This window comes from Paraburkholderia sp. USG1 (assembly GCF_031570135.1).
Classification (GTDB): Bacteria; Pseudomonadota; Gammaproteobacteria; order Burkholderiales; family Burkholderiaceae; genus Paraburkholderia; species Paraburkholderia dioscoreae.
Genome location: NZ_JAMWXW010000001.1, coordinates 359,266 through 381,842 on the forward strand (window position 1 = coordinate 359,266; position 22,577 = coordinate 381,842).

The window sequence follows — 22,577 nt, forward strand, 5'->3', positions numbered from 1 at the left end:
GCGGGCGGTTCCTGCGCGCAAAAAATACCGGGGCACCGGCACAGGAACTCCGAATCCTGCGGGTATTTATTTTTGCGCAATTTATCAGGGCGATGAATCCTTACTGGTCCCCCGCGTTGATGCGCTGTCCGTCTACACAATAGCGCGGAGTTTCTAAAACAATGAATTTCAATAAACCATTGGTCTGGTATAAAACGACGGAAACGTGGCTGGCGGAACCGGCGCCGGCAAGATCGAAGACAAGGCGAGCAGCGGGTCGCGAGAAAGCTATCGCGCGGGCGGTGCTGGGGCTGGCGGTATTGGCAGGGGGCGCGCCGGCGGCACAGGCGGCCACCATCTATTTCGCGGCAGCCCCGTTCAATCCCGCAACGGACGCGAATGCCACGGCCGTCGGCCCCGGCTCGATCGCGGAGGGCATCGCGGCACAGGCGGTGGGCGCCTATTCCATTGCGCACGGCATGCAGGCGAACGCGGCCGGCACTCATGCGGTAGCACTCGGCATGGACGCGCAAGCGCTGAGCGAAAGCTCGATCGCAACAGGTTTTCAGGCCACGGCGGCAGCCACCTTCTCGATTGCGACGGGCGTGCAATCGAACGCACAGGCCTTCGGCTCGATTGCGACTGGCGTGCAAGCAACCGCGCGCGGCGACAGATCGACCGCGACAGGCCTTCAGTCCGATGCCGAGGGCGACAATTCGATCGCGACCGGCGCGCAAGCAAGAGCGATCGGCACGAGTTCTGTCGCGATCGGCTACCTGTCGAGCACGCTCGGCACCGGTGCCTTCGCGGGCGGCAATTGGGCCCTGGCGGCGGCTGACTACAGCACTGCGATCGGCAATCAGGCCTTCGCGAACGGCGTTGGGGCAATGGCGTTGGGCGCATTCGCGCAGGCTGCCGGCGGCAACGCCACGGCTCTCGGCGCCAATTCCAGTGCCTCGGGCACAGGCGCCACCGCATTCGGCGCCGACGCATCCGCGGCGTCGGCGGGCAGCATCGCCGTCGGTTACGCCGCCGTTGCCAGCAACGCCGGCTCGATTGCAATGGGCCGTAACGCGAATGCATCCGCTGACGGTTCGGTTGCCTTGGGCCAGGGTTCGTTGGCTGACCGCGCCAATTCCGTCTCGGTCGGCTCCGCGGGCAACGAACGTCAGGTCACGAACGTCGCAGCCGGCACCCAGGCAACCGACGCCGTCAATCTGAGCCAGTTGCAGGCTGTTAGCGCGAACGCTTCGCGCTATTTCAAGGCAAACGGCCTGAACGACGGAACGGACGATGCATCGGCCACGGGCGCCAACGCAGTCGCCATCGGCGGTTCGGGACTCGCCGCAGGACAAGCGAGCCTTGCCGTCGGCACGGGCACGCAGGCGAATGGCGACTTCAGCACGGCGGTGGGCGGCTTCGCCGTCGCTCAGGCTGACGGGTCCACCGCCGTTGGCTATCAGGCAAGCGCAATGGCCACCAATGCAACCGCACTCGGTTATCAAGCCAACGCCGCCGCCGCGAACTCCACCGCGCTCGGCCGTCAGGCGAGCGCGGTGGCCGTCGGCTCGGTCGCACTCGGCCAGGGCTCGGTAGCCAACCGCGCGGGAACCGTCTCCGTGGGCTCCGCCGGCAACGAACGCCAGATTACGAACGTCGCGGCCGGTGCCGCCGACACCGACGCCGTCAACCTCGCACAGTTGAAAGCCGTGAGCGCGCAAGGCGCGGCCACCGCCGCGAAGCTCGACGGCGCGGTGATGTACGACCGGAACGCCGACGGCAGCGTTGACCGGAGCAGCGTCACGCTTGGCGGCGACAGTTCGAACGGCGGCACCCTGATCCACAACCTCGCGGCCGGCGTTGCCGGAACCGATGCGGTCAACGTGAACCAGCTGAACGCGGCCATCGCCGGCGCCGTCAACAACGCCGTGGTCGATGCGGCCAATCCGTTCTTCAGCGCGCAAGGCAATCGTGATACCGAAGCCGCCGTGTCGTCCGGCACGCACGCCGTCGCCATGGGCGCCAGCGCGCAGGCCACTGGCGCCAACGCAATCGCCGTCGGTGCAAGTTCGCTGGCGGGAGGCAACAACGCCACCGCGCTCGGCGCGGCGGCGAATGCCAGCGCCGACAACTCGGTCGCGCTGGGCCAGGGCTCGATCGCGGATCGGGCGAACACGGTATCAGTCGGCGCGGCGGGCCAGGAACGCCTGATCACCAATGTCGCGGCCGGCGTGCAAGGCACCGACGCCGTCAACGTCAATCAGTTGCAACAAAGCACCAGCGCTGCGCTCAGCCAGGCAAACAGCTATACCGACGACCAGATCCGCTCCGCCCGCCGCGACTCATACGGTGGCACGGCATCCGCAATGGCAATGGCCGGTTTGCCGCAAGCGGTCCTGCCCGGTCACGGGATGGTCGCGATGGCCGGCGGCACCTACGCCGGCCAGTCGGCGTTCGCCATTGGCGTATCGCAGCTCTCGGAAACGGGTAAGTGGGTCTACAAGCTGCAAGGCACCACGGATTCGCGCGGCCAGTTCGGCGCGTCGATCGGCGCCGGTATGCACTGGTAAGCCGGACCAGGCCGAACTGACAGGGCGAACCGGGGCCGAGGCCGCCACTGCCGTGGCCCGGGTATCGATGTAGCGAGTGTCTCGGGCGCGGGTCGGAAAAAGAGGCCCGCGTCTTTCGCGCGCGACGTCATTCTCACGAGGCATGGCGTTGCGCGCCTTTTTTATCCGCGCGGTGAGAGCTTAGCGGCGCGCCACGCGAGCCGCCCCTCCAGACGGGGCAGGCATGGCGCCCCACCCCGCTTGTCGCGGCGCTCAGCGCTGCATCGACTCCCACACCTTGTAGAGGCGCTTCACCGAAACCGGCATCGGCGTGCGCAATTCCTGCGCGAACAGCGAGATCCGCAGTTCCTCCAGCAGCCAGCGGAACTCCGACAGGCGCGGATCCAGCACGCCGCCGCGTTGCGCCACCGCGCGCTGATAGTTCTGCAGCAGCGGATGGAACTCGGCGAACTGTCGGGCGTCGCGCGCGGGGTCCGCCTTCAGCTTGTCGATGCGCAGCGCGATCCCTTTCAGATAGCGCGGGAAATGCGCCAGTTGCGGGTACGGCGTGTCGACCACGAAGCGCTTGCCGATCAGCCCATCGAGCTGATTCTGCAGATCCGCATGCGCGGTCGTGAACGACTTCGTCTGCACCAGCTTTTTCGTCACGCCCGCGTATTCGCCGAGAATCTGCCCGACCAGGCGGGCAATTTCCTGAGCCAGCAACGTCAGACGGCTGCGGCCCTCGTCGCGGCGCGTGTGGAAACTGAGGTCGTCATCGGGTAACGGGTCTTGCAGACAGGCGCGGTCGAGCGCGGTGTCGATCAGTTGATCGCGCAACTCTTCCTGGGTGCCGCGCGGCATGAACTGCATCGCCATTTCGCGCAAGCCCGGCAGATTCTTTTCCAGATACTTGATCGGCTCCTTCAACTGCAACGCGAACAGCCGGCGCAATCCCGCGCGATGAATCCGCGCGGCTTCGTCGGGTGAATCGAACACTTCCACGTCGCAATGCGTGCCGCGATCCACCAATGCGGGATAACCGAACAGCGTCTGCCCGCCACGACGGATTTCGAGTAGTTCGGGCAATTTGCCGAAATTCCAGGTCGTCAGCTTTTCATACAGCGCGGTGCCTTGCGCACCGGCTTGCGGCGCGGTCTGCGGGCCCGATGCGGGCGCGCCCTTGCCGCGCTGTGCCGCTGCGCCCGCGTGGCCGGACGCTTGCGACGGCGTTGCGACACCGCCGCCGCCCGCGTCCGCCAACGCCGCACCCGCCGCGCTCGATGCGATCTTCTGAAAATGCTGCTGCGCCTGGCCGCCGAGTTCGGCGCGCAGTTGCGACAGATTGCGGCCCATCGCGAGCTGACGCCCATGCTCGTCGACGATCTTGAAGTTCATGAACAGATGCGGCGGCAGCGTTTCGAGCTTGAAGTCCGACTGCTTCATCGCGACCTGCGTGTGCTCGCGAATATCGGCGATCAGCGACTCGAGCAAACCGCCCGCGCCGAAGCGCGGCCCGCTATGCCGGTCGACGAAACCCGTCGCGTACTCGGGCAGCGGCACGCAATGACGGCGCAGTTTCTGCGGCAAGGACTTCAGCAGCAGTTGCGTCTTTTCCTTCAGCATGCCGGGCACGAGCCATTCGCAGCGGCGCGCATCGACCTGATTCAGCGCATACAGCGGCACGCCGAGCGTCACGCCGTCGCGCGGCGAACCCGGCTCGAAGTGATACGTGAGCGCCATGTCGACGCCCGCCATCGTCATCCGTTTCGGGAACAGGTCGGTGGTCACGCCGGCGGCTTCGTGCCGCATCAGATCGTCACGCGACAGATACAGCAGGCGCAATTTGTCTTCGGGCTGGCCGCTCTTTTTCACCTCGTCGCGATACCAGCGCTCGAACGACGCGCCGGTGTAAATGCCCTTCGGCAGCGCCTGATCGTAGTAGGCAAAAATCAGTTCGTCGTCGACCAGCACGTCCTGGCGGCGCGACTTGTGTTCGAGCTGTTCGATATCGGCGAGCAGCTTGCGGTTGTGCGTGAAGAAAGCGAGCTTCGTATCGAACTCGCCTTCCACCAGCGCGCCGCGAATGAACAGCTCGCGGGCGCGCGCCGGATCCTGTTTACCGAAGCTCACGCGCCGCCGGTGATAGATCGGCAGGCCATAAAGCACCGCGCGCTCGAAAGCGGAAACCTGTGCCGCGCGCTTCTCCCAATGCGGCTCGGAAAGCGACTTCTTCAACAGGTGCGGGCCGATCTTCTCGATCCACTCCGGCTCGATCTTCGCGATGCAGCGGGCGTATAGCCGGCTCGTCTCGACCAGTTCGGCGGCCATTACCCACTTGCCGGCTTTCTTCACCAACGCCGAGCCGGGCCACAGATAGAACTTGATGCCGCGCGCGCCGAGATAGTACGGTTCGTCGTCGGCCTTCAGGCCGATGTTGCCGAGCAAACCCGTCAGCAGTGCGAGATGGATCTGCTCGAAAGTCGCTTCCGCTTCGTTCAAACGCCAGCCATGTTCACGCACCACCGTGAGCAGTTGCGAGTGCACGTCGCGCCATTCGCGCAGACGCAGTTGCGACAGGAAGTTCTTGCGGCATTCCTCGTGCAGTTGCTTGTTCGATTTCTTGTGCGTGATCGCTTCTTCGAACCAGTTCCAGATTTTCAGCCACTGGAGGAATTCCGAGCGCTCGTCGGCGAACCGGCGATGCGCCTGATCGGCCTGCTCCTGCGCTTCGATCGGCCGGTCGCGCGGATCCTGCACGGACAACGCACTCGCGATGATCAGCACTTCCTTCAGCGCCTGCTGGTCGCGAGCGGCCAGAATCATCCGCCCCACGCGCGGGTCGAGCGGCAGGCGCGCGAGTTCGCGGCCGAGCGGCGTGAGCTGGTTGTCGTCGTCGACGGCGCCGAGTTCGTTGAGCAGTTGATAGCCGTCGGCGATCGCGCGGCCCGGTGGCGGCTCGATGAACGGGAACGTCTCGATCGCCGTCAGATGCAGCGACTTCATGCGCAGAATCACCGAGGCCAGCGACGAGCGCAGAATCTCCGGATCCGTGAAGCGCACGCGTCCCTGGTAGTCGCTTTCCTCGTACAGGCGAATGCAGATGCCGTCGGCGACCCGGCCGCAACGGCCGGCCCGCTGATTCGCGGCGGCCTGCGAGATCGACTCGACCTGCAACTGCTCGACCTTGTTGCGATACGAGTAGCGCTTCACCCGCGCGAGTCCGGTATCGACCACGTAGCGGATGCCCGGCACCGTCAGCGAGGTTTCGGCGACGTTGGTGGCCAGCACGATACGGCGCGCGTTCGACGTGCGGAACACGCGCTCCTGTTCGGCCGCGGAAAGCCGCGCGAACAGCGGCAGAATTTCCGTATGCGGCGGATGGTGCTTGCGCAGCGCCTCGGCGGCGTCGCGGATTTCGCGCTCGCCGGGCAGGAATACGAGCACGTCGCCCGGACCTTCGCGGCAGAGTTCGTCGACGGCATCGACGATGGCTTCCATCAGATCGCGATCGGTTTCGCGCTGGGTTTTCGGCCGCTCGCCACGCGACGCGGAAGACGACGCGCTGCCTTGCGCGGCCTTCACGGCGGGGCTGTCTTCCGCGACGGGCCGGTAGCGCACCTCGACCGGATAAAGCCGCCCGCTCACCTCGATCACCGGCGCGGGCTTGTCTTCGCTCCCGAAGTGACGCGCGAAACGGTCAGCGTCGATCGTCGCCGAGGTCACGATCAGTTTCAGATCGGGCCGCTTGACGAGAATTTCCTTCAGATAACCGAGCAGAAAGTCGATGTTCAGGCTGCGCTCGTGCGCCTCGTCGATGATCAGCGTGTCATACGCCTTGAGCAGCGGATCGGTCTGCGTTTCGGCGAGCAGGATACCGTCGGTCATCAGCTTGACCGATGCGCCCGGCGACAGATTGTCGGTAAAGCGCACCTTGTAGCCGACCACCTCGCCGAACGGTGTGCCGAGTTCCTCGGCGATGCGGCGGCCCGTCGCCGACGCGGCGATCCGGCGCGGCTGCGTGTGGCCGATCAGACCGGAGCCGCCCGCGCCGAGCCCGCGGCCCAGTTCGAGGCAGATTTTCGGCAGCTGGGTGGTTTTACCGGAACCGGTCTCGCCGCAGACGATCACCACCTGATTCCGCGCGATGGCGCTCGCGATTTCCTCGCGGCGGCCCGACACGGGCAGCGCTTCAGGATAGGTGATGGGCGGAATCGGATTGGGCTCGACGAGACGCGGCGCGCGTGCAGCGCGTGGCGGACGCGGCGGCTGCGGTTCGCGGCGGTTCGCGCTACCCTCACCGCCTCGCTGCGACTGCCGGTCTTGCGGCGCACTCTCTGCTCGACTCAGGTGCTGGCCGGAACCACCACCTTCCTTGGCGCGTGGCGACTGCGACTCGCCGCTTCCCCGACGGGACGCGGCGCGGCCCGATTCACTTTTCAGCGCCTGCGCATTTTCCGCGGCGCGCCGCGATTCGCGCGCCGTATCCGGCGCGTTGCGTTCGGCGTCCTGCGCATTGCGGCGCTTCGCGTCGCCGGCCTTCGCCTGATCGGCGGCCGGCGCCGGATTCTCGTTCGCCGCAGCGGGACTTTTGGGTACATTCGACATGGGGGCGCATTATAATCCCCGGCATGAATTCCCAAACCGACCTCGTCCCCGCGCCCGCGAGCGCTCCGGCCCCCGCCGCAGCAACGGAAAACCTCGCACAGCACGCGCAATTCGTCGACTGGATGCGCTCAGTCGCCCCTTACATCCATGCGTTCCGTAACAAGACGTTCGTCGTCGGTTTCGGCGGCGAGGTGGTGCATCAGGGGCTCCTGAATGCGCTCGTGTCCGACATCGCGCTCTTGCAGGCCATGGGCATCCAGATCGTGCTGGTGCATGGCTCGCGGCCGCAGGTCGAAGAACAGATGAGCCTGCACGGCGTGGAATCCGAGTTTTCGCACGGCATGCGCATTACCGACGCGCGCGCGCTCGAGTCCGCGAAAGAGGCGGCAGGCGAAGTGCGTCTGGATATCGAGGCCGCGATCAGCCAGGGGTTGCCGAATACGCCAATGGCGCACGCGCACATCAGCGTGGTGTCGGGCAACTTCGTGACGGCGCGGCCGGTCGGCATTCTCGACGGGGTCGATTTCGCCCACACCGGCGTAGTGCGCAAAATCGACGCCGATTCGATCCGCCACTCGCTGGCAAGCCGCAAGCTGGTGCTGCTCTCGCCGCTCGGCTTCTCGCCCACCGGTGAGGCCTTCAATCTGTCTATGGAAGACGTGGCGTCCGCCGCGGCAATCGCGCTGCGCGCCGACAAGATCGTGTTCCTGACCGAAACGCCCGGCCTGATGCAAGCCGGCGAAGACGGCCCCGAACTGGTGCGCGAACTGTCGCTCGACGACGCCTACAAGCTGCATGAAAGCGGCGAAGTCACCGGCGACGCCGGCTTCTACCTGAAGCACTCGATCCGCGCCTGCCGCGGCGGCGTGGCGCGGGCGCACATCATCCCTTACGCGCTCGACGGCAGTCTGCTGCTCGAGCTGTTCCTGCACGACGGCGTGGGCACGATGATCTCGTACGAGAATCTGGAAAGCCTGCGCGAAGCCACGCCGGACGACGTCGGCGGCATTCTGGCGCTGATCGAGCCGCTCGAATCCGACGGCACGCTGGTGCGGCGAGGGCGTCACCAGATCGAACGCGACATCGACCATTTCTCGGTGATCGAGCACGATGGCGTGCTGTTCGGCTGCGCGGCGCTGTATCCGTACACACAGGAGCGCATCGGCGAAATGGCCTGCCTGACGGTCGCCCCCGAAGCGCAAGGCACCGGCGACGGTGAGCGGCTGTTGAAGCGCATCGAGCAGCGCGCGCGGGCGCGCGGCCTGACGCGTATTTTCGTGCTCACCACGCGCACCGAGCACTGGTTCCTCAAACGCGGCTTCGTCAAGGTCACGGTCGACGACCTGCCGGAAGACCGCCGCCGACTCTATAACTGGCAACGCAAGTCGCTCGTGCTGATGAAACAGCTCTGAGCGGCCCTATCTATAGCGACTGTCGCCCCCACACCGATTCCAGGAGAAGCACAGCATGACTCGTATGGTTCAATGCGCGAAGCTCGGCAAGGAAGCCGAAGGCCTCGATTTCCCGCCGCTGCCCGGCGAACTCGGCAAGCGGATCTACGAAAGCATTTCGAAGGAAGCCTGGCAGGCCTGGTTGAAGCAGCAAACCATGCTGATCAACGAAAACCGCCTGAACATGGCCGATCCGCGCGCACGTCAATACCTGATGAAGCAGACCGAAAAGTTCTTCTTCGGTGAAGGCGCGGACACGGCGCAGGGTTACGTGCCGCCGTCGGCGTAATCTAACGCTTGCGCGCTTCAGGCTGCATCAGCGGAATCCGCGCCCCGTGCGCGGATTTTTTTCGCCTGCGCTGCCGGAAATCATCCCATCGATCAGGCGGCGTTCGGCTGGCCACTCGTCGCCGTGGGGAAATTCTCCAAACGGTACATTTCGAACCATTTTTAAGCCGTGTCTCCAGACGGCCAGGATCGCCCCAATCCTACGCCCCGCAAGGGATTGAACGTCCTTGCCAAGGCCTCCGCCCGGCACCGGGTTTGCACGATCCTCCGTCATCGTGCTATCATGTGCACCGTTCCAACAGCATTTCACCTACATTCACGTTCTCTTCAATCTGGCGCGAAGTGAGTGCGCCGGACCGAATCGAACAGTTTTTATACAAGAAGGCTTGTCGGTCGTTTCCCGTTTCATGCCACCGCATGAGCGGCGAATACAGCACCGGCCTTTTTCGTTTCAAGCCTTCCGGCGGCGCGTGGGCCAGCTTTCAGCCACCCGGCGCCCTCATGCATCTGCCCCCCTTCCACGGCCACGCAGGTGCAACAGTCAGCACAATCTAGACGAGTGTTTTTTCGCGACCTGTCTCGCGAGGCACGGGCGTTCTGTTTTCCATCCCGCCCAGCTCTGTCGCCCTTGAATGGCGAGGGAGACGCTTTCGCCTTGCTCGCGACATTGCACTTCCCAGCAACCGTGGCGGAACGTTCACGTGCATCATGAGTTTCGTCGCAGTCATTGGAGTTTTCACCTTGACCGCTTCCAGCAACGGCTTCTGGCGACACCACAAAGAAGAACAACGCCTCTCTCTGGACGACATCACCGTCGTCGACAAATCTCTCCTCAAGCGGGCCGTCGGCGCGATGGCGCTCGGCAACGCAATGGAATGGTTCGATTTCGGCGTGTACAGCTATATCGCCGTCACGCTCGGCAAAGTGTTCTTTCCGTCGTCGAGTCCGTCCGCCCAGTTGCTCGCCACCTTCGGCACGTTCGCCGCGGCGTTTCTCGTGCGGCCGGTCGGCGGCATGGTGTTCGGGCCGCTCGGCGACCGCATCGGCCGTCAGCGCGTGCTGGCCATGACCATGATCATGATGGCGCTCGGCACGTTCGCGATCGGTCTGATCCCGAGCTACGCGACCATCGGCATTTTCGCGCCGGTGCTGCTGCTGGTTGCGCGTCTGGTGCAAGGCTTCTCGACCGGCGGCGAGTACGGCGGCGCGGCGACCTTCATCGCCGAATTCTCGACCGACAAGCGCCGCGGTTTCATGGGCAGCTTTCTCGAGTTCGGTACGCTGATCGGCTATGTACTCGGCGCGGGCACGGTGGCCGTGCTGACCGCGACGCTGCCGAACGACGCGCTGCTGTCGTGGGGCTGGCGTGTGCCGTTCCTGATCGCGGGTCCGCTGGGCCTGGTGGGTCTGTATATCCGGATGAAGCTCGAAGAAACGCCCGCGTTCAGGAAGCAGGCCGAGCAGCGCGAAGCGGAAGACAAGGCGTTGCCAAGGCAATCGTTCCGCGAATTGCTCATGCAGCAATGGAAGCCGCTGCTGCTATGCGTCGGCCTCGTGCTGATCTTCAACGTCACTGATTACATGGCGCTTTCGTATCTGCCGAGCTATCTGTCGGCCACGCTGCACTTCAACGAAACGCACGGCCTGTTCCTCGTGCTGCTCGTGATGGCATTGATGATGCCCATGACGCTCGCCGCCGGCCGCCTGTCCGACACGATCGGCCGCAAGCCGGTGATGCTGTTCGGTTGCGTGGGTCTGTTCGCGCTGTCGATTCCCGCCCTGCTGCTGATCCGCATGGGCACGGTGCTGCCGGTGTTCGGCGGCCTGATGATTCTCGGCGTGCTGCTGTCGTGCTTTACCGGCGTGATGCCGTCGGCGTTGCCGGCGCTGTTCCCGACCAGAATCCGCTACGGCGCGCTCGCCATCGGCTTCAATATCTCGGTGTCGCTGTTCGGCGGTACGACGCCGCTCGTCACGGCGTGGCTGGTCGAGCGCACCGGCAATCTGATGATGCCCGCGTACTACCTGATGGGCGCGTCGTTGATCGGCATCGTCTCGGTGATGGCGCTGCGCGAAACCGCCCGCAAGCCGCTGCCCGGCTCGGGCCCGTGCGTGGCGACGCGCGCGGAAGCGCATGCCGTGCTGCGCGGCGAGCGTGAAGCCGAAGAGATGGATGAAGGTTATGCGGCAACGGCCACGGCGCGAGCCTGAGCATAGGCTGAGTCACGGTTGGCGCAAGGGTTGTCCGTGAGTTGTACGAGTGCGGGCCGGCAAATCTGTCGGCCCGTTCTTTATGGCATCAGTGAATCGAAGCTTGCGGTTACGCTCGCCCCTTCGACGATCAGGATTGCAGCCGAAACCGGCAGTTTGAAGCGCCGTGGCCCGGCACTGCCCGGATTGACGAACAGCACGTTGTCGCGCTCGCTGATCGACGGCTTGTGCGAGTGGCCGGTCACCACCACGCCGATACCCTCGCTGCGCGGATCGGTGCCCACGTCGGCGATGTCGTGCACGACGAGAATCGTCACCTGCTGCACGGTCAACGTGGCGTGCGTCGGCAACGATGCGGCCCAGTCGCCGGTGTCGTTGTTGCCCCGCACGGCCGTGACCGGCGCAATCTGCCTGAGCGCTTCGAGCACGGCTTCGTTGCAGATATCGCCTGCGTGAATGATCGCGTCGCAACCCGCCAGATATTGCAATGCCTCGGGGCGTACGAGGTTGTGCGTGTCGGAGATCAGGCCGACTCTTGTGCGTGTGGATGGTCGATTGCGCGAAGTCATGTCGGCAGTATCGGGCAAATGAGCGGAGCGTGTGCGCGGTCGTTTTGCTTGAAGAGGCGTGCCGTGTGTTTCGAATCGCAACTACGGAGTGCGATGAACCGCGCTAAGCCGCAGTTCATCAAGCACGCTCAATCCGCCGACTGCCGTTCGGCAAGCTCACGCGCTACGGCCTGCACCGGCCGCTTCGCGCCGAGCATCCGCCTCGTCGCGCCCTGCACGACGATCGAGACCACGGCTGCGCACACGAAGCTCAGCCACACACCGTACCGCGGCAGCATGGTCGCCGTCACGGCAAAGAATGCCGCGAACGAGGCACGGCCAATCACCATGCCGCGCATCAGCAACGCGACGAAGTCCGCGCCATGCGCGCGCTGCGCCGAGATCGCGAGCACGATGCCGAGCAAGGGAAATACCGAGAACAGTCCGCTCCACGTCGCGCCCATCGACGCGGACAGCGTGGTCACCACGACCGTCAGCAGCGCGCCGGCGAGCATACGCATGGCGAGATCCCCGAGCCCGAGGCGCGCCGCCGGCACGTGACCGGTCACGCGCGGCAAGCCGCTTTGCGACACCGCCACGGCCACACAGGCCGCCGCCGCCGCGCATGCGAGGCTCGCAGGGATCTGCGTGAGCAGCATCGCCACGCCGGCCCAGCCCACCAGCCCGACGACCAGCGCGAGCGGCCACACAAAACGCCGGCAGCTCCAAGCGTACGCAAAATTGAAGGCTTCCGACGCGGCGATCGCCGCAATCGAGGCGGCCGACGTCTGCGCCGCGAACGACGAACCGCGCTCCAGCGCAAGCAACAGCACGATGGGCCCGGCGACGACCGGCAGCCCCGCGAGCCACCCCGCCACCGACGGTCCCCACACGCGTCCGGCCACGGTCAGCGCAGCGAGAAACGCCGGCACCAGCATGAGCTTGAGAACGAGCAGCATGTTTACGCTTCCTGCATGTGCCTGATGCTTCCGTGCATGTCCGGCGAGCTATTTCTGTTCACCGCATTCCCTCGCCATGACAATCGCTCGCGCACGGTCGTAGTGAGCGCACCCTCGTTCCTGACGAACAGCAAAGCCGGCGACAAACCGCCAGTGTGAAGCCGTTGGGCACCCGCCTGTGAAACCGACGACCCCCACGCTCGCATCACCCCGCGCTCCCCGCAGCCTGGATCATCTTCCACCCATTGCCGGCAGGATCACGAAAACCCGCATCGACGCTGCCGAAGCGCTCTACCGGCTCCTGGGTAAATTCCACACCGCAGGCTTTCATCCGGGCATAGCTGGCGCGACAGTCCTCCACCGCGAGGACCAGCGGCGGCATGGCCCCCTTGGCGACCATCGCGCGCAAGGTTTGCGCGGTGGCCTCGTCGTGGATCGGCGGGCCGGGTGTGAACAGGCCGAGCTGAAACGACGGCTGTTCGGGATGCTGGACCGTGAGCCAGCGATAAGCGCCGTTGCGCACGTCCGTATGCACGCGAAATCCGAGCTTGTCGACATAGAACGCGAGCGCTTCATTCTGGTTATCGACATACAGTCCCACCACATTGATACCCTGATTCATGACACCTCCCTGGTTGATGGCCGGACTGTATCTTCGACCGCGCGGCGGCGCTTCTCCAAAACTGCGACGGTGAGATCCGGGCGCTGCGCGGCCTTCAGAACACACGCGGGTACGCGGTCGAGTTGAACCATGCCGGCCTGGGCTCGGGCCTGGACACGCATGGCGCCGGGGCTCTGGCCGGTGATGTCGCGAAAGATGCGGCCGAAGCTCCCCAGGCTCTCCCAGCCAGTGGCAAAGGCAATTTCCGTGATGCCAAGCCCCGTGTCGCGCAACAGGGTGACGGCCTGCTCGATGCGGCGTGTCAGCAGGTAGCGGTGCGGCGGAACGCCGAAGGCGCGCTTGAAGGAGCGCGCGAAATGCGCTTCGGTGACGCCGCTGAGCTCAGCCAGGCGTTTGACGGGCCAGGCCTCGTGCGAGGCGGCGTCCATGCGGTCTTTGGCGCGTAACAGCCGGCGCAGCAGGACCGGATCTTGCAACGCGTCGGCGTCGACCTGTGCGGGGGCCGATACAGGCGGCAGGACGTGATGGTCGTCGCGAGGAGGCATGAGTCCGGGGGGCGCTGGCGGAATGCGTAGTTTAGGCTCGCGCGGGTACTTCGTGGGCCATTCCCGGCGTGCTCATGAAGCCGCGCACTTCGAGTTCGCCGACAAAGCCCTGCCACCGGCGAATCCCAAACCGCCGCAAACATCGGGATAATGCACGTGTTCACCTCACTGTTTTACCGGCCTGCACGAGCCCAGCGAACCGGCCGGATGCATCGCCGGCGTTCGCGCCGGCGTACGAGCGCCGCGGGCATCGCGTGACAGACGGTGCGAGCGGCACCCTTAAGAAAAAGGATGAGGTCATCATGTCCAGACAATCGACATCGCCGGGTTTCATCGTCGTCATCACCCTGCTGTTCACTGCGCTCACCGCGCTCTATCTGCTGATAGGCGGCGCATGGCTGCTTTCGCTCGGCGGGTCCGCGTATTACGTCGTCGCCGGGGTCGTGCTGCTCGGCGTGACCTGGCTGCTGTACCGCCGCAGTCCGGCGGCGCTCGCGCTCTACGCACTCGTGCTGGTCGGCACGGCGATCTGGGCGCTGTGGGAGTCGGGGCCCGACTTCTGGGCGCTCGCGCCGCGCTCCGGCGTGCTCGTGGTGTTCGGCGTATGGCTGCTGCTGCTCGTGAGCTGGCGCCTCGACGCGCCGCGCAAGCTCGGCGTAACGTCGCTAGTCGGTGCGCTCGTGATCTGGGCCGGCGTGCTGGTCTACGCGAGCTTCAACGATCCGCAGACGATCAACGGCACGCTGAGCGCAGCGGCCACAACGCCCGCCGCCAATCCGAACGGCATCGATCCGTCCGACTGGCCAGCCTATGGCCGCACCCAGGAAGGCACGCGCTACGCGCCGCTGCAGCAGATCACGCCCGAAAACGTCAAGAACCTGCAGGTGGCCTGGACCTTCCGCACAGGCGACCTGAAAGGTCCGGACGATCCGGTCGAGATCACCAATGAAGTCACGCCGATCAAGATCGGCAATCTGCTCTATCTTTGTTCGCCCCACCAGATCCTGTTCGCGCTCGACGCGAAGACGGGTGAGCAGAAATGGAAGTTCGACCCGAAACTGCGGCCCGATCCGTCGTTCCAGCACGTGACCTGCCGCGGCGTGTCGTATATCGATTTTTCGGCAAGCGCCGCGACCGCGCAACCCGCCGCGCCCGCGAGCGACACCGCCCCGGCGGCCCCTGCGGCATCGCTGGCCAACGGCGCCTGCATGCGCCGCATCTATCTGCCCGTCAACGACGGCCACCTCTACGCGCTCGACGCGCAGACGGGCGAGCGCTGCGCGGGCTTCGGCAACAACGGCGATCTCGACCTTCAGCACGCGCAACCGGTCACGACGCCGGGCATGTACGAGCCGACCTCGCCGCCGATCGTCACGAACACGGCGATCATCGTGGCGGGCGCGGTGGAAGACAACTTCTCGACGCGCGAACCTTCGGGCGTGATCCGCGGCTTCGACGTGCGCACCGGCCGGTTGCTGTGGGCGTTCGATCCGGGCGCGCAAGACCCGAACAGGATTCCGGGCGCGGGCGAACACTACACCATCGGTTCGCCGAACTCGTGGGCACCCTCCGCCTACGACGCGAAGCTCGACCTCATCTATCTGCCGATGGGCGTGACCACGCCGGACATCTGGGGCGGCAACCGCACGCCCGAGCAGGAGCGCTATGCGAGTGGCCTGCTGGCGCTGCATGCGTCGACGGGCAAGCTGGCCTGGTTCTACCAGACCGCGCACCATGACCTGTGGGACATGGACCAGCCGTCGCAGCCCACGCTCGCCGACATCGCCGGCAAGGACGGCAAGACCGTGCCGGTCGTGTATGCGCCCGCCAAGACCGGCAACCTGTTCGTGCTCGATCGCCGCACCGGCACGCCGGTCGTGCCCGCACCCGAAATGCCGGTGCCGCAAGGCGCCGCGCCCGGCGACCACGTTTCGCCCACGCAGCCGTTCTCCGATCTCACGTTCCGCCCGAAGAACCTGCTCACCGACGCCGACATGTGGGGCGCGACGATGTACGACCAGCTCGTGTGCCGCGTGATGTTTCACAAGCTGCGGTATGAAGGCACGTTCACGCCGCCTTCGCTGCAGGGCACGCTGGTGTTTCCGGGCAACCTCGGCATGTTCGAGTGGGGCGGCATTGCCGTCGATACCGACCGGCAGATCGCCATTGCCAACCCGATTGCGCTGCCGTTCGTCTCGCGCCTGATCCCCCGCGGCCCAGGCAATCCGATGCAGCCGGAGCCGGGCGCAAAGGGCAGCGGCACGGAAGCGGGCATCCAGCCGCAATACGGCGTGCCGTACGGCGTGACGCTGAACCCGTTCCTCTCGCCGTTGGGCTTGCCGTGCAAACAGCCGGCCTGGGGCTACATCTCGGCGGTCGATCTGAAGACCAACGAGATCGTGTGGAAGAAGCGCATCGGCACGGTGCGCGACAGCTCGCCGATTCCGCTGCCGTTCAGGATGGGCATGCCGATGCTCGGCGGTCCGATCGTGACGGCGGGCGGCGTCGCGTTCATCGGTGCGACTGCGGACAACTACATCCGCGCGTTCGACGTGAACAACGGCAAGGAACTGTGGCGCGCGCGTCTGCCGGCGGGCGGCCAGGCCACACCGATGAGCTATTCCATCGACGGCCGCCAGTACATCGTGATCGCCGCGGGCGGGCATGGTTCGTTCGGCACCAAGCTCGGCGATTACGTGATGGCTTACGCGTTGCCGGAGTAACGGCTTCCTTCGGGCGCGGCGCGCTGCGCCCGAAGGAAGCGCATCGGCGTTTCGCTCGACCTCTGATCTGACTGCAATGGCATAGACGTAGCGCTCCACGTCTATGCCCGACACGGTCGACACCTCGCGGGAAGGTGGATCGACCGGCTCTTCGAGCGCCATGACCTGCTGCTTTGCCCGACAATCCATACGCTTGCCGAGCCAATCTCCGCGTCCACCCTGAACCCTGGTTGACAATGCTCCTGTCTTGAACGGCTCACGGTATCCGGCGCGCTCATTTCCTTCCATTCGCATTCGAACCGTTACCGCTCAAGCGGGCAGCACAATGAATTGAGCATTTCGCCATCGCGCAACTGCACGGCGGGCACAATGGCTTCGATCCACTCACCAGATCAGCGAGCGTGGCAATGCACCCGATAATCTTGCTCTTTGTCTGCCTCCTGATCGGCGTGTTACTTCGCCTGACGCACAGGCTGCCGGAGAACGCCTCCAAGGTGTTGGGCGGATGGGTGATCAACGTCGCGTTGCCGGCCGCCGCCATACGCAGTCTTCACCAGGTGTCCGTGCGTGCCGACTGGTGGCTCGCGGCGCTCACACCGTGGGCCGGAGCGATACTTGCGATCATCGTGCTCGTTCCGCTTTGCCGCAGCCTCGGCTGGTCGGCCCGGCGAACGGGTGCGTTGGTACTGGTGGGAGGCTGGGGCAATACTTCTTTTGTCGGCCTGCCAATGATCGCCACCTTTGCAGGAAGCCAGTGGCTAGGGCTGGGCATCGTGATCGATCTGCTCGGTTCGTATCTTGCGCTGTCCACGCTTGGACTGGTGGTGGCGACTGTCGCAAGCACCGGGCGCATGAACTGGCGCGCGGTTGTCCTGCGGATCGCAACGTTTCCACCGTTTTTCGCGATCATCATCGCGTTCGCGACCAATCATCTGGAACGGCCGGAGTGGCTGACACAAACAATCGACTCGCTGGCCAATACGCTGACGCCCGTGGCGCTCGCTGCCGTCGGATACGCGCTGCGCGTCGACCGTATTGCCGGACGCATCGGCGCACTTCTGGTCGGACTGGGGTTCCGGCTTCTTCTCGCACCGCTCGCGATCCTGGTCGCCTATGTCGCCGTGAGCAGAGCCAGCGATCCCGTCGCGCAGGTTGCCATGCTCGAGATGGCCATGCCGCCCATGCTCGGCGCCAGTATCATTGCCATCGATCACGATCTCGAGCCCGATCTGGTCGCGTTGCTGATCGGTTTGGGAGTGCCGCTGTCCATTGCGAGCGCCCTGGCGTGGTGGTCGGCTATCGGCCATCTGTAGGTCAACCGAATGAAAAATATCGCGCTGACGGCTGTACTGAATACGCTCCGGGGCTTTCACACTGAACTCTCGCTGGCGAAAGTATTCGAGCGCGCGCCTAGATGCGCGGACGCGATGCTCTCGACGGTCCTCGCCGTCTATGTCGCCCATTGGATCGGCCTTGGCGAAGTCTGGTGGGCCGCCATCTGCGCATTCTCGCTCACAGGCCTCGAACTCAAGGCGGCAGCCAGCCAGGGAATGCAGCAAATCGCCGGATCGGTCTGCGGCGCGTTCATCGGATGGGTACTGTCACAGCACGTGGCCGGCGAGGTCGGCCTGTTCGTCGTTTCGATCACCTGCCTCTCCGTGGTTGGCCTCTATCTGGCGACGAGCCGTGCGGCAAGCTTCATGTGGATCTTATGCACGGCGCTGGCCATATTCATGATTGCCGCAGTGCACGCACACACTGAAACCGATCCTCTGGCTGTGGTGAAAGCGCTGAGCGTCAACGCCGTAGCAGGCACGACCGCTTACTGGATGATCAGTGCGCTGTCCCGTATCGTGCTGCGCCTGTCTGGACGCCGGACGGGCATCGCGGCTCCGGCTCCGAGCGCTTCGCCAGTGACGTCCGCCTCACCGTCCGGCCCGACACTCGGTCGCCTGCGCCACACCATTGTTGGGGCGGCCACTTTATCCGTGCTGGCGTATTTCGCCTACCAGTATCCGCTCGACGGATTTGCCCAGGCAATGACGACGGCGCTCGTCACCCTTCTGGTCCCACTCGATGTCCGGGGCGCATGGTCTTTGGATGCCGTCGTGTTGCGAATGTGCCACCGTCTGCTTGGCTGCCTTTTCGGCAGCGTCATCGTGCTCGCGGTCATGCCTTTTACGGCGGGGCACATGGTCTACTGCATGATCGCTTTATGCGCGTCGATCTGGGTGGCGTGCCATCTCCGTTTCGCCGATCTGAATATAAGTTATGTCGGCACGCAACTGGGAGCGGTGGTCATTCTCGCTTTCGTCCACGATACCGTGTGGCTGAGCGACGACGTCAGCGTGGCTTATGACCGTTTGATCGGCGTCGCTTCGGGCATCGTCGCGCTGGCCGTGGTGCTGGGCCTGGTCAGCAGCATTTTTAGCAGCGGGCCGTTTACGCGGCGAGTATGACCATCGACCCATTCACGACAGCGCATCGAGCAATCCATACCACGCCACGCCGGCACTGATATAGAACCGCTGCAACGCATGAAACGGAATCGGCTCGATAGACGTGGGCGGAAGCGGCAAGCCGCGTGTCGTCCCGCCGATCAAAGCGGCCAGATGCTTTCCCAATGTCGTCGCCATTGCAATGCCGCGTCCGTTGTATCCAAGCGCGATGGTCATGCCTTCAGCCGGCACATGCACGTGCGGCAAGAAATTGCGTGTGATGGCGATCCGGCCGGCCCACCGGTATTCGTATCCGATGTTCTTCAGTTGTGGAAACATCAGCCGGGCGGCACGCTCGAGATGCATCCAGTCCGCGGCGCTGCGAGGCTCGCGAAAAGGGCCGCGCCCGCCCATCAACAGACGCCCGTGGGCATCCTTGCGGAAATAGAGCAGCAGGCGCCGTGAATCGGAAGCCACTTCGCCACCGGGCAGAATCGTTGCGCCAACCTCGTCGGGCAGCGGCTTCGTTGCGACGATAAAGCTGTTCGCTGCGATCACTGATTGCGCGAGGCGCGGCCAAAGGCCATCGGTATAACCGTTGGTTGCCAGCAGGATCTGTTTCGAATCGATGAGCGGACCCTGCGCCGTGCGAATGCGCCACCCCTTCGGGCCCCGCTCCACGCTCGCGGCGCGAGTTCCGCCGTGGATCGCCGCGCCTGCCGTCTGCGCCGCGCGCGCGAGGCCGCGTGCGTAGCTCAACGGATGCACGCTGCCCGCGCGCAAATCCACCCAACCGCCCACGAATGCGTCCGTGCCGAGCCGCCTCGATATCTGCGCACGGTCCAGCAGTTCGACCGGCGCGCCGCGCGCCGCCCACTGCTGCGCCCGGCTGTGAAGCGTGCCGAGCAGCCTGGCCGAATGGGTCGGCTGGATCCAGCCGGCGCGCGTGGCGTTGCACTGAATGCCGTGGCGCCCGATCAGATCGAAAACCGAATCCGCGGCGCCGCCCGCCATCTGCACGAGCGCATCGCCATCGCGTGGGCCGAAGCGCCGGATGAGTTCGTCGGGATCGTATTTCAGGCCGGGAATCACCTGGCCGCCGTTACGGCCGGACGCGCCCCAACCGGGCTCGTTGGCGTCGATCACACAGACCCGCAGGCCTTGTTCCGCCAGATGCAAGGCCGTCGACAAACCCGTGTAACCGGCGCCGACGATCGCCACGTCCGCCGTGACCGGGTCATCGAGCGGCGGCGTATCTACGGCGGGTTCCGCCGTTGCCGCCCAGAGAGAGGGAGGCAGCGGTTCTGCAACTTCAACCAGGCTCATGGTGTATTCAAATCCGGGGGGCTTCGGTAAGCACGGGCATCCTGCCGAGAAATTCGCGTGTGCGAGGATTGCGCGGACGTTCGAACAGATCGGCGGCTGACCCTTCTTCATGGATCGTGCCGTCATGAAGAAAACACACACGGTCGGCCACTTCACGCGCAAAGCCCATTTCATGGGTGACGACGATCATGGTCATGCCGTCGTCGGCGAGTTGGCGCATGACGCCGAGCACTTCGCCCACCAGTTCCGGGTCGAGTGCCGAGGTGGGCTCGTCGAAGAGAATCGCCTTCGGCTGCATGGCCAGTGCGCGCGCAATCGCCACACGCTGCTGCTGTCCGCCCGACATTTCGGCCGGGTAAGCGTTCATGCGGTGCGCGAGGCCGACCTTGTCGAGCAGATGGCGGGCTCGCTCGCGGGCTTGTGTACGCGCTTCCTTTCTGACGAACACGGGGCCTTCGAACACGTTTTCCAGTGCGGTTCGATGCGGAAACAGGTTGAAACGCTGGAACACCATGCCGACCTGCGCGCGAAGGTCGTGGATCTGCTTCGATTTCGCGTCGACGGCATTGCCTTCGAGGGTGATCGTCCCGGCGTCATGCCGCTCCAGTCCGTTGATGCAACGAAGCAGCGTCGACTTGCCCGATCCGGACGGACCGATCAGACACACGACCTGGCCGCGTTCGACACTCAGACTGACGCCTTTCAGCACGTGCTGATCGTGAAAGCGCTTGTGAATCGCGTCGACCCTGATCATCGTTTTCCCTTCAATCCGAGGCGGCGTTCGATCCGCCGCAATCCATAGACGAGTGGCAGGCTGAGCCCAAGGTAAAGCAGCGCGACCAGCGTGAAAACCGTCATGTTCTGGAACGTCGACGACGCGATAAGCTGCCCGGCGCGCGTCATTTCGGCGACGGTGATGGTCGACGCGAGCGACGAGTCCTTGAGCATCATCACGAGGGTATTGCCGTACGCCGGCAGTGAGATTCGGAACGCCTGCGGCAACACCACGCGCCGCATGATCATCGCGCCGCGCATGCCGATGGACTGCGCCGCTTCGATCTGCCCGGGATCGATCGCCTGGATGCCCGCGCGAAAGTTTTCCGCCTGATACACCGAGTACGCGACGCCGAGACCAATGAAACCGGCCTGGAACGCCGACAACTGCACACCGAGATCGGGCAGCACAAAGTAGATGTAGAAGAGCTGAACGATGATGGGCAGCCCGCGAATCACGTTGATGAAAGTCGCGGCGGCGTTCGATACGGCGCGGTTGTCGGACACGCGCATGAGCGCGAGCACCAGGCCGAGCACCGTGCTCAGAACGAACGAGCAGAAGGTGATCTCGATCGTGACAACCGCGCCTTTGAGCAGGATCGGCAAAAACTCGATGGCGTTCTGGAAGAACATGGCGGACCGTCCTTATTCGGAAAACGACGTCATTCCACCTGCCACTTCTTGACGATCTGCGTGAGCGTACCGTCGGCCTTGATCTTTCTGATGCCGGCGTTCAATTGCTCCAGCGTCGCCGTGTCGCCCTTGCGCACGACAAAACACACCTGGCCTTTCACCGACGGCTGATATCCGCTGACCAGCCGCAATTGCGGATTCGGATTGTGCTGAAGCTGGTAGGCCAGAATCGGATGGTCGCCGAAGCCCGCCTTGATGCGGCCGAGTGCGACGTCGCGCATGATGTCGGCGACTGAATCGTAGGTGCGCACTTCCTTGAAGATGCCCTTCTTGTTCAACGCGTCGACGAACGCGGTGCCGACCTGCGCGCCGACCACCTCGCCCTTGAGATCGTCCATGGAGGTGTACTGGCCTTTGTCGTCGGCGCGCACGATCAGGCCTTCGCCATAGGAATACACGGTGTCGGAGAAATCCACGATCTGCTCGCGCGCCGGCGTTTTTAGCATGGCCGCCGAGATGATGTCGATCTTCTTCGTGGTCAGCGACGGAATCAGCGCCGAGAACGTGGTCTGCTCGATCTTGACGTCGAAGCCCGCCGCCTTGCCCGTCGCGGTGATCGCATCGACCAGAAGGCCCTGAATCGAATTGGTCTTCACATCGAGAAAGGTGAACGGCACGCCGGTGGCGGTCGCTCCAACTTCGTACGTGGTGGCGGCCACAGACAAGGCCGGCGCACCGGCGAGCAGCAATCCTGTTGCAAAGACACTGGCGAAGCGTTTGGCGAACTGGAACATGAGTCTCTCCACGAGTTGAAGACGGCCGATCGGAATATCGGTATCCATCATTTGAAGCATGATATTCGAGTCAAAAATATCGACAAACGAAATTTGCGTATCGATATTCGATATGATAAAGTCGGTAGC

At 64.5% G+C, this 22,577-nt stretch carries 16 protein-coding genes; 7 read left to right on the top strand and 9 right to left on the bottom strand.

The window, feature by feature from the left end; translation table 11 throughout:
• Positions 1 to 161 precede the first annotated feature (161 nt).
• On the top strand, positions 162 to 2,549 hold the full coding sequence (locus NE850_RS01735; protein ID WP_310698374.1) for a YadA family autotransporter adhesin: 2,388 nt from the start codon (positions 162 to 164) through the stop codon (positions 2,547 to 2,549).
• 252 nt (positions 2,550 to 2,801) lie between these two features.
• On the opposite strand, the gene hrpA is transcribed toward NE850_RS01735, so the two are convergent.
• A complete protein-coding gene (gene hrpA, locus NE850_RS01740; RefSeq protein WP_310698375.1) occupies positions 2,802 to 7,136 on the bottom strand; it encodes an ATP-dependent RNA helicase HrpA in 4,335 nt (1,444 codons plus the stop codon).
• A gap of 23 nt (positions 7,137 to 7,159) precedes the next feature.
• On the opposite strand from hrpA, the gene argA reads away from it, so the two are divergent.
• The 3 genes from argA to proP all read left to right on the top strand — a co-directional run bounded on the left by argA (position 7,160) and on the right by proP (position 11,086).
• Complete coding sequence (gene argA / locus NE850_RS01745) at positions 7,160 to 8,548, top strand: amino-acid N-acetyltransferase (protein ID WP_007181245.1); 1,389 nt, start codon at positions 7,160 to 7,162, stop codon at positions 8,546 to 8,548.
• A gap of 55 nt (positions 8,549 to 8,603) precedes the next feature.
• Positions 8,604 to 8,876: an oxidative damage protection protein gene (locus tag NE850_RS01750; protein ID WP_007181244.1), complete on the top strand. Its 273-nt coding sequence runs from the start codon at positions 8,604 to 8,606 to the stop codon at positions 8,874 to 8,876.
• A gap of 707 nt (positions 8,877 to 9,583) precedes the next feature.
• Positions 9,584 to 11,086, top strand: a complete 1,503-nt coding sequence (gene proP / locus NE850_RS01755; RefSeq protein WP_007181243.1) for a glycine betaine/L-proline transporter ProP — start codon at positions 9,584 to 9,586, stop codon at positions 11,084 to 11,086.
• An 80-nt stretch (positions 11,087 to 11,166) separates the two neighbouring features.
• Here proP and NE850_RS01760 read toward each other — a convergent pair whose 3' ends face one another.
• The 4 genes from NE850_RS01760 to NE850_RS01775 form a co-directional block, all read right to left on the bottom strand.
• Complete coding sequence (locus NE850_RS01760) at positions 11,167 to 11,655, bottom strand: metallophosphoesterase family protein (RefSeq protein WP_007181242.1); 489 nt, start codon at positions 11,653 to 11,655, stop codon at positions 11,167 to 11,169.
• A 128-nt stretch (positions 11,656 to 11,783) separates the two neighbouring features.
• Positions 11,784 to 12,593 carry a hypothetical protein gene (locus NE850_RS01765; protein WP_165186588.1) on the bottom strand — a complete coding sequence of 270 codons (810 nt, stop codon included), beginning with the start codon at positions 12,591 to 12,593 and terminating at the stop codon, positions 11,784 to 11,786.
• Between the two features lie 205 nt (positions 12,594 to 12,798).
• Positions 12,799 to 13,215: a VOC family protein gene (locus NE850_RS01770; RefSeq protein ID WP_165186590.1), complete on the bottom strand. Its 417-nt coding sequence runs from the start codon at positions 13,213 to 13,215 to the stop codon at positions 12,799 to 12,801.
• Positions 13,212 to 13,760, bottom strand: a complete 549-nt coding sequence (locus NE850_RS01775) for a helix-turn-helix domain-containing protein (RefSeq protein WP_165186592.1) — start codon at positions 13,758 to 13,760, stop codon at positions 13,212 to 13,214. Before NE850_RS01775 ends, NE850_RS01770 begins: the two co-directional genes overlap by 4 nt.
• A 302-nt stretch (positions 13,761 to 14,062) precedes the next feature.
• Between NE850_RS01775 and NE850_RS01780 the strand changes: the two genes are divergently transcribed.
• The 3 genes from NE850_RS01780 (at position 14,063) to NE850_RS01790 (ending at position 18,942) form a co-directional block, all read left to right on the top strand.
• Positions 14,063 to 16,483: a glucose/quinate/shikimate family membrane-bound PQQ-dependent dehydrogenase gene (locus tag NE850_RS01780; RefSeq protein ID WP_310698376.1), complete on the top strand. Its 2,421-nt coding sequence runs from the start codon at positions 14,063 to 14,065 to the stop codon at positions 16,481 to 16,483.
• Between the two features lie 407 nt (positions 16,484 to 16,890).
• Positions 16,891 to 17,796 (top strand): AEC family transporter, encoded by a 906-nt coding sequence (locus tag NE850_RS01785; RefSeq protein ID WP_007181238.1) that lies wholly within the window; start codon positions 16,891 to 16,893, stop codon positions 17,794 to 17,796.
• A 9-nt stretch (positions 17,797 to 17,805) separates the two neighbouring features.
• On the top strand, positions 17,806 to 18,942 hold the full coding sequence (locus NE850_RS01790) for an FUSC family protein (RefSeq protein WP_007181237.1): 1,137 nt from the start codon (positions 17,806 to 17,808) through the stop codon (positions 18,940 to 18,942).
• A gap of 12 nt (positions 18,943 to 18,954) precedes the next feature.
• On the opposite strand, the gene NE850_RS01795 is transcribed toward NE850_RS01790, so the two are convergent.
• Genes NE850_RS01795 through NE850_RS01810 form a run of 4 tightly spaced genes read right to left on the bottom strand, consistent with a single transcriptional unit; the run spans position 18,955 to position 22,448 of the window.
• Complete coding sequence (locus NE850_RS01795) at positions 18,955 to 20,247, bottom strand: FAD-binding oxidoreductase (protein WP_310698377.1); 1,293 nt, start codon at positions 20,245 to 20,247, stop codon at positions 18,955 to 18,957.
• Between the two features lie 7 nt (positions 20,248 to 20,254).
• Entirely contained in the window at positions 20,255 to 21,001 is a 747-nt protein-coding gene (locus NE850_RS01800; RefSeq protein WP_310698378.1) for an amino acid ABC transporter ATP-binding protein, read from the bottom strand.
• Positions 20,998 to 21,654, bottom strand: a complete 657-nt coding sequence (locus NE850_RS01805) for an amino acid ABC transporter permease (RefSeq protein WP_007181234.1) — start codon at positions 21,652 to 21,654, stop codon at positions 20,998 to 21,000. The genes NE850_RS01800 and NE850_RS01805 overlap by 4 nt, the downstream gene beginning before the upstream one ends.
• A 29-nt stretch (positions 21,655 to 21,683) precedes the next feature.
• Positions 21,684 to 22,448 carry an ABC transporter substrate-binding protein gene (locus NE850_RS01810; RefSeq protein WP_007181233.1) on the bottom strand — a complete coding sequence of 255 codons (765 nt, stop codon included), beginning with the start codon at positions 22,446 to 22,448 and terminating at the stop codon, positions 21,684 to 21,686.
• Positions 22,449 to 22,577 lie beyond the last annotated feature (129 nt).

Bases quoted from the DNA above. Each gene is read 5' to 3' on its own strand.
- NE850_RS01735 (WP_310698374.1), top strand. From the start codon at position 162: ATGAATTTCAATAAACCATTGGTCTGGTATAAAACGACGGAAACGTGG.
- hrpA (WP_310698375.1), bottom strand. From the start codon at position 7,136: ATGTCGAATGTACCCAAAAGTCCCGCTGCGGCGAACGAGAATCCGGCG.
- argA (WP_007181245.1), top strand. From the start codon at position 7,160: ATGAATTCCCAAACCGACCTCGTCCCCGCGCCCGCGAGCGCTCCGGCC.
- NE850_RS01750 (WP_007181244.1), top strand. From the start codon at position 8,604: ATGACTCGTATGGTTCAATGCGCGAAGCTCGGCAAGGAAGCCGAAGGC.
- proP (WP_007181243.1), top strand. From the start codon at position 9,584: ATGAGTTTCGTCGCAGTCATTGGAGTTTTCACCTTGACCGCTTCCAGC.
- NE850_RS01760 (WP_007181242.1), bottom strand. From the start codon at position 11,655: ATGACTTCGCGCAATCGACCATCCACACGCACAAGAGTCGGCCTGATC.
- NE850_RS01765 (WP_165186588.1), bottom strand. From the start codon at position 12,593: ATGCTGCTCGTTCTCAAGCTCATGCTGGTGCCGGCGTTTCTCGCTGCG.
- NE850_RS01770 (WP_165186590.1), bottom strand. From the start codon at position 13,215: ATGAATCAGGGTATCAATGTGGTGGGACTGTATGTCGATAACCAGAAT.
- NE850_RS01775 (WP_165186592.1), bottom strand. From the start codon at position 13,760: ATGCCTCCTCGCGACGACCATCACGTCCTGCCGCCTGTATCGGCCCCC.
- NE850_RS01780 (WP_310698376.1), top strand. From the start codon at position 14,063: ATGTCCAGACAATCGACATCGCCGGGTTTCATCGTCGTCATCACCCTG.
- NE850_RS01785 (WP_007181238.1), top strand. From the start codon at position 16,891: ATGCACCCGATAATCTTGCTCTTTGTCTGCCTCCTGATCGGCGTGTTA.
- NE850_RS01790 (WP_007181237.1), top strand. From the start codon at position 17,806: ATGAAAAATATCGCGCTGACGGCTGTACTGAATACGCTCCGGGGCTTT.
- NE850_RS01795 (WP_310698377.1), bottom strand. From the start codon at position 20,247: ATGAGCCTGGTTGAAGTTGCAGAACCGCTGCCTCCCTCTCTCTGGGCG.
- NE850_RS01800 (WP_310698378.1), bottom strand. From the start codon at position 21,001: ATGATCAGGGTCGACGCGATTCACAAGCGCTTTCACGATCAGCACGTG.
- NE850_RS01805 (WP_007181234.1), bottom strand. From the start codon at position 21,654: ATGTTCTTCCAGAACGCCATCGAGTTTTTGCCGATCCTGCTCAAAGGC.
- NE850_RS01810 (WP_007181233.1), bottom strand. From the start codon at position 22,448: ATGTTCCAGTTCGCCAAACGCTTCGCCAGTGTCTTTGCAACAGGATTG.